16 protein-coding genes are annotated in these 13,858 nt (G+C 40.1%); 10 read left to right on the top strand and 6 right to left on the bottom strand.

Annotation, left to right across the window (positions count from 1 at the left end):
- The first annotated feature begins 129 nt into the window (after positions 1-129).
- From ACTB00_RS14835 to ACTB00_RS14845, 3 genes are all read left to right on the top strand, one after another.
- The gene (locus ACTB00_RS14835; protein ID WP_463300702.1) at positions 130-1,290 is read left to right on the top strand and encodes a hypothetical protein; all 1,161 of its coding nucleotides are present in this window, start codon (positions 130-132) and stop codon (positions 1,288-1,290) included.
- Positions 1,281-1,805 (top strand): FMN-binding protein, encoded by a 525-nt coding sequence (locus ACTB00_RS14840; RefSeq protein ID WP_463300703.1) that lies wholly within the window; start codon positions 1,281-1,283, stop codon positions 1,803-1,805. The genes ACTB00_RS14835 and ACTB00_RS14840 overlap by 10 nt, the downstream gene beginning before the upstream one ends.
- A 219-nt stretch (positions 1,806-2,024) precedes the next feature.
- Positions 2,025-2,960, top strand: coding sequence for an aldo/keto reductase (locus ACTB00_RS14845; protein ID WP_463300704.1), 936 nt, complete (start codon positions 2,025-2,027; stop codon positions 2,958-2,960).
- 216 nt (positions 2,961-3,176) lie between these two features.
- Here ACTB00_RS14845 and ACTB00_RS14850 read toward each other — a convergent pair whose 3' ends face one another.
- The 3 genes from ACTB00_RS14850 to ACTB00_RS14860 form a co-directional block, all read right to left on the bottom strand.
- The gene (locus tag ACTB00_RS14850) at positions 3,177-3,653 is read right to left on the bottom strand and encodes a DUF456 domain-containing protein (RefSeq protein WP_463300705.1); all 477 of its coding nucleotides are present in this window, start codon (positions 3,651-3,653) and stop codon (positions 3,177-3,179) included.
- 10 nt (positions 3,654-3,663) lie between these two features.
- On the bottom strand, positions 3,664-4,479 hold the full coding sequence (locus tag ACTB00_RS14855) for a lysostaphin resistance A-like protein (RefSeq protein WP_463300706.1): 816 nt from the start codon (positions 4,477-4,479) through the stop codon (positions 3,664-3,666).
- A gap of 100 nt (positions 4,480-4,579) precedes the next feature.
- The gene (locus tag ACTB00_RS14860) at positions 4,580-5,224 is read right to left on the bottom strand and encodes a peroxiredoxin (protein ID WP_463300707.1); all 645 of its coding nucleotides are present in this window, start codon (positions 5,222-5,224) and stop codon (positions 4,580-4,582) included.
- 295 nt (positions 5,225-5,519) lie between these two features.
- Here ACTB00_RS14860 and rpmB point away from each other — a divergent pair, with 295 nt between their 5' ends.
- Genes rpmB through ACTB00_RS14875 form a run of 3 tightly spaced genes read left to right on the top strand, consistent with a single transcriptional unit; the run spans position 5,520 to position 6,117 of the window.
- A complete protein-coding gene (rpmB, locus tag ACTB00_RS14865; protein WP_159517344.1) occupies positions 5,520-5,762 on the top strand; it encodes a 50S ribosomal protein L28 in 243 nt (80 codons plus the stop codon).
- An 11-nt stretch (positions 5,763-5,773) separates the two neighbouring features.
- On the top strand, positions 5,774-5,956 hold the full coding sequence (gene rpmG, locus ACTB00_RS14870; RefSeq protein ID WP_053180834.1) for a 50S ribosomal protein L33: 183 nt from the start codon (positions 5,774-5,776) through the stop codon (positions 5,954-5,956).
- Between the two features lie 8 nt (positions 5,957-5,964).
- Entirely contained in the window at positions 5,965-6,117 is a 153-nt protein-coding gene (locus tag ACTB00_RS14875) for a DUF4295 domain-containing protein (protein WP_159517343.1), read from the top strand.
- 178 nt (positions 6,118-6,295) lie between these two features.
- Here the strand turns inward: ACTB00_RS14875 and ACTB00_RS14880 are convergent, their stop codons facing one another.
- The gene (locus ACTB00_RS14880; protein ID WP_463300708.1) at positions 6,296-7,060 is read right to left on the bottom strand and encodes a TIGR03915 family putative DNA repair protein; all 765 of its coding nucleotides are present in this window, start codon (positions 7,058-7,060) and stop codon (positions 6,296-6,298) included.
- Positions 7,061-7,065: 5 nt separating this feature from the next.
- Positions 7,066-8,373 carry a putative DNA modification/repair radical SAM protein gene (locus ACTB00_RS14885; RefSeq protein ID WP_463300709.1) on the bottom strand — a complete coding sequence of 436 codons (1,308 nt, stop codon included), beginning with the start codon at positions 8,371-8,373 and terminating at the stop codon, positions 7,066-7,068.
- 96 nt (positions 8,374-8,469) lie between these two features.
- Between ACTB00_RS14885 and ACTB00_RS14890 the strand changes: the two genes are divergently transcribed.
- The 4 genes from ACTB00_RS14890 to ACTB00_RS14905 all read left to right on the top strand — a co-directional run bounded on the left by ACTB00_RS14890 (position 8,470) and on the right by ACTB00_RS14905 (position 12,695).
- On the top strand, positions 8,470-9,228 hold the full coding sequence (locus tag ACTB00_RS14890) for an XRE family transcriptional regulator (protein WP_463300710.1): 759 nt from the start codon (positions 8,470-8,472) through the stop codon (positions 9,226-9,228).
- Positions 9,229-9,323: 95 nt separating this feature from the next.
- On the top strand, positions 9,324-10,274 hold the full coding sequence (gene ftsY, locus ACTB00_RS14895; RefSeq protein WP_159517339.1) for a signal recognition particle-docking protein FtsY: 951 nt from the start codon (positions 9,324-9,326) through the stop codon (positions 10,272-10,274).
- A gap of 164 nt (positions 10,275-10,438) precedes the next feature.
- A complete protein-coding gene (rimO, locus tag ACTB00_RS14900) occupies positions 10,439-11,734 on the top strand; it encodes a 30S ribosomal protein S12 methylthiotransferase RimO (RefSeq protein WP_463300711.1) in 1,296 nt (431 codons plus the stop codon).
- Positions 11,735-11,939: 205 nt separating this feature from the next.
- Complete coding sequence (locus tag ACTB00_RS14905; RefSeq protein ID WP_463300712.1) at positions 11,940-12,695, top strand: FkbM family methyltransferase; 756 nt, start codon at positions 11,940-11,942, stop codon at positions 12,693-12,695.
- Here the strand turns inward: ACTB00_RS14905 and ACTB00_RS14910 are convergent, their stop codons facing one another.
- Positions 12,696-13,700 (bottom strand): alpha/beta hydrolase, encoded by a 1,005-nt coding sequence (locus ACTB00_RS14910; RefSeq protein ID WP_463300713.1) that lies wholly within the window; start codon positions 13,698-13,700, stop codon positions 12,696-12,698. It abuts the gene before it with no gap.
- Positions 13,701-13,858 lie beyond the last annotated feature (158 nt).

The following is a 13,858-nucleotide window of genomic DNA, read 5'->3' on the forward strand; positions in this document are numbered from 1 at the left end:
TGATAGAAGTTTTCACCTTCGGTCCACTTCTCCGCAAATATCCCAACATCTTGGTATTGTCAGGTTTCCCATCTCCATCTAGATTTGCAGGTGTAAATAAATTCACCTTTTAATTTAAATGACCTTGATATGAGAATGAGAGTTTTACTTGTAGCAGTGCTGACTGGAATTTCGGCTTTGTTAGTAAATGGGCAGAATACAGCAGAGAAGTTGTTGGAATCACAAGACAGATTGAGTATTGGAGGGTACGCCCAAATCGATTATAATCAGCCCTTATCGTCTGATGTTCATCAAAATGGAAATATGGATGTACATCGGTTGGTTATGATGTTTGCTTATCGTTTTAACGAACGCACCCAGTTTGTAACCGAGCTTGAATATGAGCATGTAAAAGAAGTATTTGTAGAGCAGGCTTTCCTGAATTATCGTGTAAACGATTGGATGAGTTTTCGTGGAGGTCTACTGCTGATTCCCATGGGGATTACTAATGAATACCACGAGCCGGCTACCTATAATGGCGTTGAACGTCCTAATCTGGATAGTAAAATTGTACCTACAACCTGGCGGGAAATTGGTGGTGGATTTACTGGAAACATTCGGAATCTGGATTTGAAATACCAGGTATACGTGGTTAACGGATTTAAGAGTTACGATGATGGCGGTGTATTGCGCGGAACCGATGCTTTCCGTAAAGGACGTCAAAAAGGAGCTGAATCAATTTTTACACACCCGAACCTGGCTGCAAAGTTTGACTATTATGGGGTGCCCGGATTGAAATTTGGGTTTAGCGCTTATTTGGGTGAAACACAAACCAGCCTTTACGATGGAATCGAAAAAGGAAATACTGCCTTGGAAGCTATGGCTGACTCATCAGTTATAGGGATTAACATGATAGGTTTTGATGGTCGTTATTCGACAAACGGTTGGGTATTTAGAGGTCAGGTAAATTACGCGTCATTAAATAATACTGATCAGTACAACGCTTTTACCGGGAAAGATTTGGGAAGCCAGCTGTTTGGTTACTATCTGGAAGCCGGATATGATTTATTGAACTCGAAGAACACGGATCAGAAATTGGTTCCATTTGCACGATACGAAAAGTACAACACGCATCAGGAGGTTGAAGGGATTACGCAAAACCTGGCTTACGATCGTACTGATGTAACTGCCGGTATTGGTTGGTGGATGTCACCGGGGGCTGTGCTGAAAGCTGATATGCAATGGTTTAGCAACGAAGCTTCTGATGATTCCAAAACGCAATTGAATTTAGGAATTGGAATATGGTTCTAAGAAAACTTTTCATAGCTATCGCTTGCCTGCTTGTTTTTACAAGTGGGCAGGCTTATCTTTCCGCAGCAGGATTGAGCGGAAAGGAGTCAAAGAAGGTGCTAAAACTGCTATCGAAAGAATTTGATGTCGATCGCTCAGACTTGGAATTGACTCCCGTGACAAACCCCGGATTAAAGAGCGACTATATTGAAGGGGTTTCTCGCTTAGCAAAAAAAGGAGAGCCTTTGGGATATGTCGTTTCAGCAGTTGGAATGGGACGTTACGATCATTTTTATTACCTCGTGTATTATAATGAAGAACGGGAAGTAGAATTCGTTCGGGTAATGAAGTACTATTCTGATCATGGTGGCGAAATCCAGTCAAAACGTTGGTTAAATCAGTTTGCTGGTTACGATGGTGGAGACCTCGATTACGGCGACGAAGTGCAAGCTATTTCTGGCGCAACGCTATCTGCAGGTTCTATAACGAAAGGTATTCGCGAAATCACAATTCGATTACAGAATTCTAATTTATAAGATGGTGAAGGTGAATTGGCGTTCAGAAACCGTAATTTGAACCGGAATAGCCACCCTCCAATTGATTCAAAAATCAGTTGTAAACTCTAACTTTTCGTATTACAAAAAGCAATTAAGGTGTTATTAACGAATAGCACTTGGGTTCAATATACTGTTTTGATGATTGGGCTGTTTAAAACAATCTGATAGTCATGTTGTTGTATAAAACAAAAAAAGATTATGAAACGTCGTGATTTTATTAGAAATACAGCAGCAACCGTGGCCGGAATGTCTATGGTTGGACTATCATCATCATTTAAAAAGGATGGAATTCCTTACCGAACACTGGGTAAAACCAATCTCGATGTTTCGTTGATTGGTGTGGGAGGTCATCATATTGGCGATCGTCATATTAGCGATGAAACATCTGTAAAACTAATTCGTGAAGCTCTCGATAGCGGCGTCAATTTTCTTGATAATGCCTGGCATTATAACAGTGGGCGTAGTGAAGAGCTGATGGGTAAAGCGCTGTTGGATGGTTATCGAAAGAAAGCCATTTTGATGACCAAACATCATGGTCGTGATGTGAAAACGGCACAGGAGCATTTAGAAACCAGCCTCAGGAGATTGCAAACAGATTACCTCGATTTATGGCAATTTCATGAAATTGAAAGTCTTGATGCGGTAGATAAAATCTACTCAAGCGGTGTACTCGACTTCGTGCAAAAGAAAAAGCAAGACGGAGTTATCCGCCATATCGGTTTTACCGGGCATAGTCGGCCTGACATACATAAGGCCATGCTTGATAAAGGTTTTGAATGGGAAACAGTACAAATGCCGATCAACGTGTTGGATCATCATTACTTGAGCTTTTCGCAAGAAATTATACCGATCCTTCAGGAAAAAAACATAGGAATTATTGGTATGAAGTCAGTCGCTTCCGGAGCTATTGTAAACGAAAAGATTGCATCAATTGAAGAATGTTTGCGCTTTTCAATGACATTGCCTGTTTCAACACTCGTCTCAGGAATGAACAATCTTGAACATTTGCGACACAACTTGGAGATTACACGTAATTTTGAACCCATGACCGAGAAAGAAATCGAAGTCTTATTAAACAAGACTTATGACTATGCTCAAGGTGGAAAACATGAATGGTATAAGGATAAAGTATAAATTTATCGTGTGAGTTTTCGATTTTGCACTTTTTAATTTCGCTTCCTGTCTAATAAGTAGTGCGAATAATTTAGTGTCATGTTTCGATTCTTTAACAATTTGTGATAGAAGCGAAACCGAAAATATCAAATAGGTCCGTGACCTTAAACGGGCAACTCAATTATTTTATTTTTATCAAATTCTCCCTTGTTTTCAAAACTAATTGTTTGGTTTGAGTTAGATCATCTCGGCAATAAAATACCAGGTCATCATCCCAGAAGCAATTAGTTTCAATAGGGTGCCTATTAAAAATCCAATAAATGATCCAAAACCGGATCGAAATGCTTCTTTGGATTGTTTGCCTACACTTAGCTCTCCAATTACTGCTCCGGCAAATGGCCCAACAATAATACCGATAGGAGGAAAAACGAACATGCCGATCAGTAAGCCAATTATACTTCCCCAAATGCCGCGTATACTGCCACCGAACCGCTTGGTTCCCCATATCGGAATCAGGTAGTCTAATAAATACACAATAATGGTAATTGCAGCCCAGCCAATTAAAAAATTGGAAGAAAACTGATGTTTTTCGGTGAAGTGAAGTAGCAGTATGCCAATATAACTTAATGGAGGTCCCGGCAATACAGGCAGCATGCAACCCAGCAGGCCGGCTATCATCATCACGATTCCCAGAAAAATTAAGATATAATCCATCGATTGTTTACTAAGTAGTATGTTTGCGGCTAAAAGTGGCGAGCAACCCAATAAACACCACACTAATCCCGGCTACCAGATAGCTTATGTGCAGTTGTTCTTTTTGACCCAGTAAGAAAAAAGAAAATTGGCTAATTTCGTCCCAATATTCAATTGACAACAGAACCAACAAATTATTTATGGAGTGCCCGAGTATACAAGCAAAAATGTTGCGGGTTATTACCATCACCCAGCCAAGCAGTAGTCCCAACAAAAAAGTAGCCGGAAATTGCCAGGGATTTAAATGAAACAAGGCAAAAAACAGAGCCGATACAAAAATGGCTATAATTTTGGGGTAGTTGCGCATTAGTCCATGCATAATCACGCCTCGAAAGATGAGTTCTTCAACGATAGGGGCAATCACAGCGACTTTCAAAACAGCACCAAAAAAACCATAATCATTCTCGAAGATTCGGTTGAAGAGCTCCCAAAACCAGGGAGGGGCGGGTATAAGCTGCTCTACCTGGCGATTAACCTCCCCCAGAAAAACATGAGCTGCTGCCAGAAACGTAATCATTGGGATAAAAATCAGCGGGTTGAACCATTTCAGTGGGAACAAGTTTTTGAGTTTGGTCTTAGCTTTTCGATAGGCAAAATACAGGATGAACAAAATAGAGCCTAACGAAAGGACAATCTTCTTAACTGGATTTGACAAAAACTCAGTGCCATGATAGTAATCCCAGATCGCCAGGGGAAAGTCGACGATTGTCTGGATAAAGATGTAAAGAATAACCAAGTGGGCTGCGCCTAGAATGGTTGGATAATATTTGTTCCCTGATGAATTCATCAATTAATTTATGGTTGCTCTAAAAGTAGCTGACTTTTCGATAAAATAAAACAGGAAGCACGTATTTCGTACTTCCCGTTAAGTGAAATCTTGGATTGAACTATAAATCTCTTTTGGCCAGGTAAAAATCCATCATTTCATAATCTGATTTTTCCCGTGCTTCCATTTCTTCAACTGTTTTTGGTGGTGGCACAATTACTTTTTCACCGGGTACCCAGTTTAATGGAAGTGCAACACCGTGTTTGTCCGAAGTTTGAAGGGCTTTTAACGTACGCACGATCTCATTCATATTTCGGCCAACATTCAACGGATAGTACATCATCAACCGCACCTTTCCGGTAGGATCAATGATAAATACAGCACGTACGGCAGATGTTTCACTTTCGTTGGGCTGAAGCATACCATAAAGTTTAGATACTTTCATATCGATGTCAGCAATAATTGGAAAATTGAAAAGCACTCCACTGTGCTTCTTTACATTGTTAACCCAGGCCACATGGGCATGAATACTGTCGATACTTAAGCCAATAAGCTTGGTGTTTAGTGCTTTAAATTCATCGCTGCGCACTGCAAATCCACTCATTTCAGTAGTGCAAACTGGTGTGAAATCTGCTGGGTGAGAAAACAAAATGACCCAACTTCCTTTGTTGTACTCCGAGAATTTAATTGGTCCAAAGGTGGTGTTTGCTTCGAAATCGGGAGCAATGTCCCCAATTCTTGGCATTTGATTGATTTGTTCTTCCATGGTTTTATTTTTTTTATGATTTAGAAAATACTGAACATTATTTTACAACTGGTAGCTTGTTCAATTAGTTCATGATATTACTGTTAAAAATAACTATCTTTGTCCTCTTCAATCTAAGAAGCATCCTGAAAAAATAATCTCTTTTAAGTGTGGGTGAAAAAACTTTTTGATTTTTAAACATTTACTTGTTAATAAAAGCGTGAAAAAGTTTTTAATCTATTTGATTTTCTCAGGAAAAAGCACTTATTTTGCGAACTGTTTGAAAAATGTGTGATTCTGAATAAAAAATAAGACAATGTCAAAAATTTGTCAAGTTACTGGAAAAAAAGTAGTGGTGGGAAACAATGTTTCACACTCTAAAAGAAGAACTAAGCGTCGGTTTTATCCGAATTTGTTCAAGAAGAAATTCTATCTTCCAGAAGAAGATCGTTGGATTTCATTAATAGTTTCGGCTGCTGGTATTCGTACAATCAATAAAAAAGGATTGACCAATGCCTTGAAAGAAGCTAAAGAAAAAGGATTCGTAACGAATATTTAAAAGCGTAGAAAATGGCTAAAAAAGGTAATAGGGTACAGGTTATTTTGGAATGCACTGAGCATAAAGACAGTGGCGTACCAGGAACATCTCGTTACATTTCAACTAAGAACAGGAAAAATTCTCCTGATCGCTTAGAGTTAAAGAAATACAACCCAGTTTTGAAAAAAGTAACTGTACACCGCGAAATTAAATAAATTGAGATATGGCTAAGAAAGCAGTTGCATCACTACAAAAAGGAGCCGGTAAAGGGCATGCCAAAGTAATAAAAATGGTAAAATCTGATAAAACCGGAGCGTATACATTTCAGGAAGATATCATTCCTAACGAAATGGTTAAAGACTTTTTTAAAAAGTAAAGATATTTGTTTGCTAAACAGAAAAGCTTCTATCAGTTGATAGGAGCTTTTCTGTTTTAACCGCCTCTTCTGATCGTCATTCGGAATCTGTTTAATGATATTAAAGGTGCTAGGCATGTCATCCAAAAACAAGTTTAGGATGACATGGCACGCTAATACCTCCAGCAGAAGCGTTGCGTTACTGCTTTTCCGGCAAGAACTTCCAATACCTTCGAGGCATGTGCTGGCGTTGCAGTTTTAGGTTTTTACGAGCCTTTATGTTAATGCTGTTAAAATAGTCCTTCCAGAGAGTTTGGTAGGCTACTTCGTCTTCCTCTAAAAAATTGGAATCAACTTTGCCATCGGTTGTTGAAAACGACTTCTCCGATAATACAACTTCCTCTGCCTTTTTCAAATCGTAGAAGAATCCATAGTCCCGTTTCAGATCATAAATCAACCATTGTTGGTCTGCAAATCGGTCTTTAAAATGCCGGATAACAAATGGAAGTACATCGTATGCCGATTCAATGGGGGCGAAGAAGATGCCATCTTTCGTTTCCTGAAACCGAACAAACTGTAATATGCGGGCCGCTTCCTGCATAACTTTTCGCTCCAGTTTTTTAAGCTGTAGCACATTTGTGTCTCCATAGTCGGTTTCAATACTAAAGTTTGAGTCAAGCAACCGTCGAATAAACCTGTAAAGCATCAATTCGATGCCTGTTTCTTCCGATAAAAATGCCTTAAAAAGTAGTTGCTTGTTGCTTTTGTGGAGCTTTTTTTGAATCGCTTTCCATACTCTTGCTGCACGCAGTTCATCAGTTGCAATAGTTTCCTTATCCGCAAAAAGAATATTCTGGAAATTGGCGTCTTTACAAATATCGCTTGGTGTTATTTTGTACTGATAGCAATGAAAAACAACACTTAAAAAACCCTCAAAACTGCCATCGTACACGATATAAGCCATCGTTTTTAATTTTTAAAGTGAAGTTGTTTGGGCTGCTGTTCTGTCATACGCGATTGGGGCGGGAATAGCATCAGTTGGGTGTCACCGGCCTTCCTTCTCTTCATTTGGCTTTCGGCTACAATGTGGCTTTTCAAACGCGACGGTTCCCAATCGAGCACCCGGCCTGCAAGTTCGTTACAGGTAATAAAATACTGAGCCCGTTTCATCACCACGCCAATTTTTTTGAGGTGATAGCTTGTCAGTCTTCGAAAACGGCGGGCATCAACAATCATTTTGGCCGACTGAACACCAATGCCCGGCACCCGCAAAATCAACGGATAGTCGGCCCGGTTGATATCCACCGGGAATAGGTGAAGGTTTCTCAGCGCATAGGCTAGCTTCGGGTCAACATCTAAATCCAAAAAAGGATGTTCTTCCGTTAGGATTTCGTCGACAGAGAACTGATAAAAGCGCATCAGCCAATCGCTTTGATATAATCGGTTCTCGCGAACCAATGGTGGCGATTGCATGGCAGGGAGGCGTTTGTCGTATTCATTTACCGGAAGGTAACCTGAATAATAAACCCGCTTTAGCTGCTGCTGATTGTAAAAGTTGGAAGAGAGCTGAAGAATCTGTCGATCGCTTTCGGGGGTTGCCCCAACAATTAATTGAGTGCTTTGTCCTGCTGGCGTAAATTTGGGAATTCGTCGGTATTTCTTTCTCTCTTCCTTATAAATTTGAATGCCTTCTTTAATTTGGTTCATTGGCTGTAATACACTCTGGTAGTTCTTCTCCGGAGCCAGCTTCTTTAGTTGGAATTCAGTAGGGATTTCAATATTTACGCTCAATCGGTCAGCATACCTGCCGGCCTGTTGAATGAGATCCTGGTTGGCTCCTGGAATGGCTTTCATATGAATGTAGCCAAAGTAACGTTCTTCCAGTCTAAGTTTTTTGGCCACTAGCATCATTCGCTCCATCGTATAGTCAGGATTTCTAATTACACCTGAACTTAGGAATAGCCCTTCGATATAATTGCGGCGATAAAAGTTTATTGTCAGATCCACAATCTCCTGAACGGTGAATGTTGCTCTCGGACGATCGTTTGTACGTCGGTTAATGCAGTAGGCGCAGTCGTAAATACAATTATTGGTCATCAGTATTTTAAACAGGCTAATGCATCGTCCATCATCCGTAAAACTGTGACAGATTCCTGCGGCAACGGCATTGCCAATTCCTCCGTTATTTTTTCGGCTGTTGCCACTCGAGGCGCAAGAAACATCAAACTTTGCGGCATCTGCTAATATTTTTAGTTTTTGCTGAACCTTTTCCTGCATGAACTTCTATCTTTATGGTGTTTATACAAACAAAATGCCCTTCAAAAATACTAATTAAATTAGTATTTACTAATATTTTTAGATACGTTTGTTTTGATGAATTATTTAGCTCAGAATATCAAATACTTGCGGAGAACTAAAAAGTGGACGCAACAACAACTAGCCGACAAACTGCTTGTTAAGCGGGCACTTATTGGCTCATACGAAGAGAGTAGAGCAACCCCTAAAATACAGGTCATACAGCAACTTGCAGCCCTAATGGAATTATCGATCGATGATTTATTGGGTGTCGATTTAGAAAAGCGGAAACCTGTCACGAAATCATCTCTGCAGGTGCTTTCGGTGGTGGTCGACCAACAAAACGATGAGTTGATTCCAATTGTGCCAGTCAAAGCATCAGCCGGTTATTTAAATGGATTTGCCGACCCACAATATGTTGGATCACTGCCGCGCTTTTTTATGCCTGTCCCGGAATTGTCGCGCGAGCGAACCTATCGCGTATTTCAGCTAAAGGGCGATTCCATGTTGCCGATACAGCCTGGTTCATACGTGTTTTGCGAATTTATTGCAGATGTGGATGATTTAAAGGAGGGCCAACCATATATTCTCGTAACCAAGGACGAAGGATTAGTATGTAAAAGAGTGTATCTGAAAGAAAACGGACAACTTTTATTAAAGTCGGATAATCCGGAATACGAAGCTTATTTTATCGACTCGAATTCAGTACTCGAACTCTGGCGGGCAAAAGGTGTTTTAAGCTTTGAATTACCGAAACCGGAATCTTATGAAACTAAGCACATTTCAGCGGTTTTGGATGAAATGAAGCAAGAAATCAGGAAACTGAGTAAATCCTGAGTTTCGCCCGTGTTAACTCTTTCTTAGACCTGTCTATATTAATTAAATTATGTCATTCAAATTTTGTAAATTGCGCCACTCAAAATCAGAATACTATGGGTCTATTCGGATCATTTACTAAATCGAAAAAAGAAAGCCTGGATCAGGGATTGTCAAAAACCAAAGAAAATGTTTTCAAAAAATTGGGGCGAGCCATTGCAGGCAAGTCTAAAGTTGATGACGAAGTCCTTGATAATCTGGAAGAAGTTTTAATTACATCGGATGTCGGTGTTGATACAACTCTAAAGATTATTAGGCGCATTGAAGAACGGGTTTCAAAAGATAAGTATTTTGGTGTTGATGAACTCAATACCGTATTGAAAGAAGAAATCGCTGCCTTGTTGGAAGAAAATAACACGGTAGACGAAGCGGATTTTGACCTTCCAACAACCCATACTCCTCATGTGATTATGGTTGTTGGCGTGAATGGAGTTGGGAAAACAACAACCATTGGCAAGTTAGCTTATAATTTTAAGAAAGCTGGTAAAAAGGTTGTTTTAGGTGCTGCAGATACTTTTCGCGCGGCGGCTATCGATCAGCTTGAAATTTGGGCTCAACGGGTTGATGTTCCTTTGGTAAAACAAAGCATGGGATCTGATCCGGCTTCTGTGGCTTATGACACACTGGCTTCGGCCAAGGCGCAAGGTGCTGATGTGGCAATTATTGATACAGCAGGTCGTTTGCACAACAAAATAAACCTGATGAATGAGTTGTCTAAAATCAAAAAAGTAATGCAGAAAATTGTGCCCGATGCTCCGCACGAAGTTTTACTGATTCTGGATGGCTCTACAGGTCAAAACGCTTTTGAACAGGCCAAACAATTTACCAAAGCTACAGAAGTTTCAGCCTTAGCACTGACAAAGCTTGATGGAACAGCCAAAGGAGGCGTGGTGATTGGTATTTCGGACCAATTTAAAATTCCTGTTAAATACATTGGTATTGGCGAAAAAATGGAAGACCTTCAAATTTTCCGCAGAAAAGAATTCGTAGATTCATTGTTTTCATAGCCATGTCACAACCCCTTAAAAGGTTATGCTGAACTTGTTTTAGCATCTGTTGTTGAAAAAGATCCCGAAACAGGTTCGGGATGAATTGATTTCGCGTGGAAATATGCAAACCACCGCCGATTTTGTTTGTTATAGGGTAGGAAAAAAAGCAGATATTAGAGTATATGAAAAGAGGAAAAGTAAATATTACCACCTTAGGATGTTCGAAAAACCTGGTTGACTCGGAAATGTTATTGAGTCAACTGGACTTGAATGGTTTTAAGGTTGTTCATGATAGTGAAGATGATGATGCCAATATTGTTATTTTGAATACTTGTGGTTTCATCATGGATGCCAAAGAGGAATCGATCAACTCGATTTTAAGCCACGTGGAAGACCGCAAAAAAGGCAAGCTGGATAAGCTTTTGGTTATGGGATGCTTGTCGGCTCGTTATAAGGAAGACCTGCAAAAGGAGATTCCTGAAGTGGATAAGTATTACGGCAAATTCGATTATAAAGAAATTATCAAAGACCTGAATGCTGACTTTTTTGAGCAAAAGATGTATCATCGGGTGCGAACTACGCCAACTCATTTTTCATATCTGAAAATTAGTGAAGGCTGTAATCGCCACTGTTCTTTTTGTGCCATTCCGCAGTTTACAGGCATTCACAAATCACGCAGCATCGAGAGTTTGGTTGAAGAAACGAAGAATCTGGTTGAAGGCGGTACCAAGGAATTGCTGGTTATTGCTCAGGATTTATCGTACTACGGAATCGATATGTATGGCGAAAGTAAGCTGGCCGAGCTGATAGACCAACTGGCAGATGTTGATGGATTGGAATGGATTCGCTTGCATTATGCTTACCCGTCAAAATTCCCGATGGACTTGCTAAAGGTTATCCGCGAACGAAGAAATGTTGCAACCTATTTAGATTTGCCACTTCAGCACATCAGCGACCCCATGTTAGGACGTATGCGCCGAAAAATAACCAAACAGGAAACCATTGACCTGATTAAAAAAATAAGGGAAGAAGTACCGGGAATAGCCTTGCGAACAACATTTCTGGTTGGACATCCGGGCGAGACTGATGAGGATTTTGAAGAATTGAAAGCCTTTGTAAAAGAGCAGAAATTCGATCGCATGGGCGTTTTTGCATATTCTGATGAAGACGACACTTATGCATTTAAAATGTATACGGACGATGTTCCTGAAGACGTAAAACAAGCACGTGCCGCTGAGCTCATGGAGATCCAGCAGGGAATATCGGAAGAGTTGAATACGAAGAAAATCGGCCAGGTTCTAAATGTTCTGGTTGACCGGGAGGAAGCTGACTACTTCGTTGGTCGTAGTGAATATGATTCTCCGGAAGTAGATGGAGAAGTATTGGTTGAAAAAAATGACAGCATTAAAACTGGCAATTTTTATCAAGTGAATATTACCGATTCTACTGAATTTGACTTGATCGGTCATTTGGCCTGAGCGTAAGAAGTCAACTTGATTTTTTTGACGGCAACACATAGCTGTGACTAAATGAAAATGGCATGGAGCCAACTTTTGGTGCCATAGCCTGAATTTATTTATAGCGGGAATAATAATCAGCCTGAAAATTTTTATCTTTCAGTTCTAAACAAAAGTTATTTACTGAGCTTGGATTCATCGAATTCAGGCTTAAATTTTTTATTGAATGAAAAGATTTTTAAGGTCTGTTCAAACGTTTTTCCCCTTTTTGCATGATCTCCGTTTTAATCTCAAGTTTATCTGGATTAGAGGATTTAAATCTCCTTCAGAAAAAGATTTCAATGCGTTGAAGTTGTTTAATCCCCAAACTGACCAGGTTTTTGTCGATGTTGGTGCAAATCGGGGAGAAGCTATCTTATCGATGCTGATTGAAAAGCGATTGTCCAATAAAATCATTGCTTTTGAACCTAACCCCTGGGTTTTTAAAAAGATTGAGCGTAATCCAATCATCTCGAAGAAACGTTTGGAGCTGTATAACTTTGGACTGGGAAGTGAAAATGAAGACCTCACGTTGTTCGTGCCTTTTTACCGACGTTGGATGTTCGATGGACTGTCCTCTTTTCACTATGAGGAAGCCAGGGATTGGCTAAGAGACAGGCTTTGGAAGTTCCGCGACAAAGACCTTTCAATACAAAAAATGACCTGTCAGGTTCGGAAGTTGGATGATTTTCAACTAAATCCTTACTTTGTTAAGATTGATGTGCAAGGTCATGAGCTGGAAGTATTAAAAGGGGGTATCGAGACATTGAAGAGGCATCACCCCGTCTTGCTAATTGAAAGCATGACCGAAGAAATTATGCAGTTTTTAAAACCGCTCGGATATCAGTTTTATGCTTTCAACAATCGAGAATTTAGCTTGGGTACTGGCACATTAAACACCTTCTGTATCACGGCAGAGCAATATCAGACTTTTAGAAAATAGTTAATCATCAGAATGCATCTCTAATACCTCTTCAGCAAAACGAATACAGGCGTGTTCCACTTCCGGCTGAGTCTTGGAGAACATTTCACAGCCAATAACATGAGTTCCAGCATGAAACGCTTGCTGTTGTTTTAGCTTCTCTGGTGTGCCGAGTTGCTCAAACATGTCTAGCATCGCATCAACCCGCACCGTTTCATCCTGGTGTTCTTCATCTTGATAATAATAAGCCAAAAAAACAGGCTGCTTAACGCGTTTAAAAAGCTTTTCATTCATGGTTGTTTCAACTAACTGTTGCAGGTAAACAGTCGCTTCCATGCGGTAAAAGCAATTCCAATACTTACATTCTTCGTCCTCTAAGTTTTTGTTCACATAGCGATATTTTCCACCGTTAACTTTCCGACCAATTTGTAAGCCCCACGGCTTTGACAGAAGGAATGCAGCCGAATTATTAATCTGAATATTGGGCGACAGAAGAATTAACGCTTCCATCATTTCCGGGAATTCTGCCGCTAGTTTTAAAGACAGTGTTCCTCCGGTAGAGGTACTCATAATAACAACCTTCTCACCCAAGAGGTTAGCAATCAGAAGGGCTTCTTTTGCCGATTCGTACAGTCGGTCAGGTGTCATATCCAGTAAGGGCTCCGAAACATCGACCCCATGAGATGCCAGGCGGGGAATATATGCATTGGCTTGAAAATGGTTGGCGAAATTGACGTGGGTTGGCTGGCCTTCATAGCCTGATGCCGAGAAACCATGAAGATAAAGTAAACAGTAATCTGTTTTGTTCTTCAAACTATCGTTTGCCCAAATTACACGCGATTCATTATTGGGCTTTACCGGAAGTTTTCGTTCTTTTTCGCGCAAAAAGGCTTCAACTCCGTCAATTGAAAGGTTAAGTTCCTTCATATTATTGTTATACGTCGGTGTAGTTGGTTTTGGACCTGCCCAGTAGATGAACACGGCAAACAGAATAAATGCGATAACGATGCGAAAGAGCTTTCCCATAAGTTGAATTTTTTAATCGTTGTAAAATTAATTGTTTTGATGAATTAAGCGTTATCACGGTTCGTATCAATCCTCCAAGCTTTGTTTATTGGCTTCATATAGTTGCCCGATCATTCCGAATCAGCGATTGGCTATGTATTATAGGTAAACTTGAGATT

It is taken from the genome of Sunxiuqinia sp. (assembly GCF_055140945.1).

Coding starts and splice junctions, on each gene's coding strand:
- ACTB00_RS14835 (WP_463300702.1), top strand. CDS start 130: ATGAGAATGAGAGTTTTACTTGTAGCAGTGCTGACTGGAATTTCGGCT.
- ACTB00_RS14840 (WP_463300703.1), top strand. CDS start 1,281: ATGGTTCTAAGAAAACTTTTCATAGCTATCGCTTGCCTGCTTGTTTTT.
- ACTB00_RS14845 (WP_463300704.1), top strand. CDS start 2,025: ATGAAACGTCGTGATTTTATTAGAAATACAGCAGCAACCGTGGCCGGA.
- ACTB00_RS14850 (WP_463300705.1), bottom strand. CDS start 3,653: ATGGATTATATCTTAATTTTTCTGGGAATCGTGATGATGATAGCCGGC.
- ACTB00_RS14855 (WP_463300706.1), bottom strand. CDS start 4,479: ATGAATTCATCAGGGAACAAATATTATCCAACCATTCTAGGCGCAGCC.
- ACTB00_RS14860 (WP_463300707.1), bottom strand. CDS start 5,224: ATGGAAGAACAAATCAATCAAATGCCAAGAATTGGGGACATTGCTCCC.
- rpmB (WP_159517344.1), top strand. CDS start 5,520: ATGTCAAAAATTTGTCAAGTTACTGGAAAAAAAGTAGTGGTGGGAAAC.
- rpmG (WP_053180834.1), top strand. CDS start 5,774: ATGGCTAAAAAAGGTAATAGGGTACAGGTTATTTTGGAATGCACTGAG.
- ACTB00_RS14875 (WP_159517343.1), top strand. CDS start 5,965: ATGGCTAAGAAAGCAGTTGCATCACTACAAAAAGGAGCCGGTAAAGGG.
- ACTB00_RS14880 (WP_463300708.1), bottom strand. CDS start 7,060: ATGGCTTATATCGTGTACGATGGCAGTTTTGAGGGTTTTTTAAGTGTT.
- ACTB00_RS14885 (WP_463300709.1), bottom strand. CDS start 8,373: ATGCAGGAAAAGGTTCAGCAAAAACTAAAAATATTAGCAGATGCCGCA.
- ACTB00_RS14890 (WP_463300710.1), top strand. CDS start 8,470: ATGAATTATTTAGCTCAGAATATCAAATACTTGCGGAGAACTAAAAAG.
- ftsY (WP_159517339.1), top strand. CDS start 9,324: ATGGGTCTATTCGGATCATTTACTAAATCGAAAAAAGAAAGCCTGGAT.
- rimO (WP_463300711.1), top strand. CDS start 10,439: ATGAAAAGAGGAAAAGTAAATATTACCACCTTAGGATGTTCGAAAAAC.
- ACTB00_RS14905 (WP_463300712.1), top strand. CDS start 11,940: ATGAAAAGATTTTTAAGGTCTGTTCAAACGTTTTTCCCCTTTTTGCAT.
- ACTB00_RS14910 (WP_463300713.1), bottom strand. CDS start 13,700: ATGGGAAAGCTCTTTCGCATCGTTATCGCATTTATTCTGTTTGCCGTG.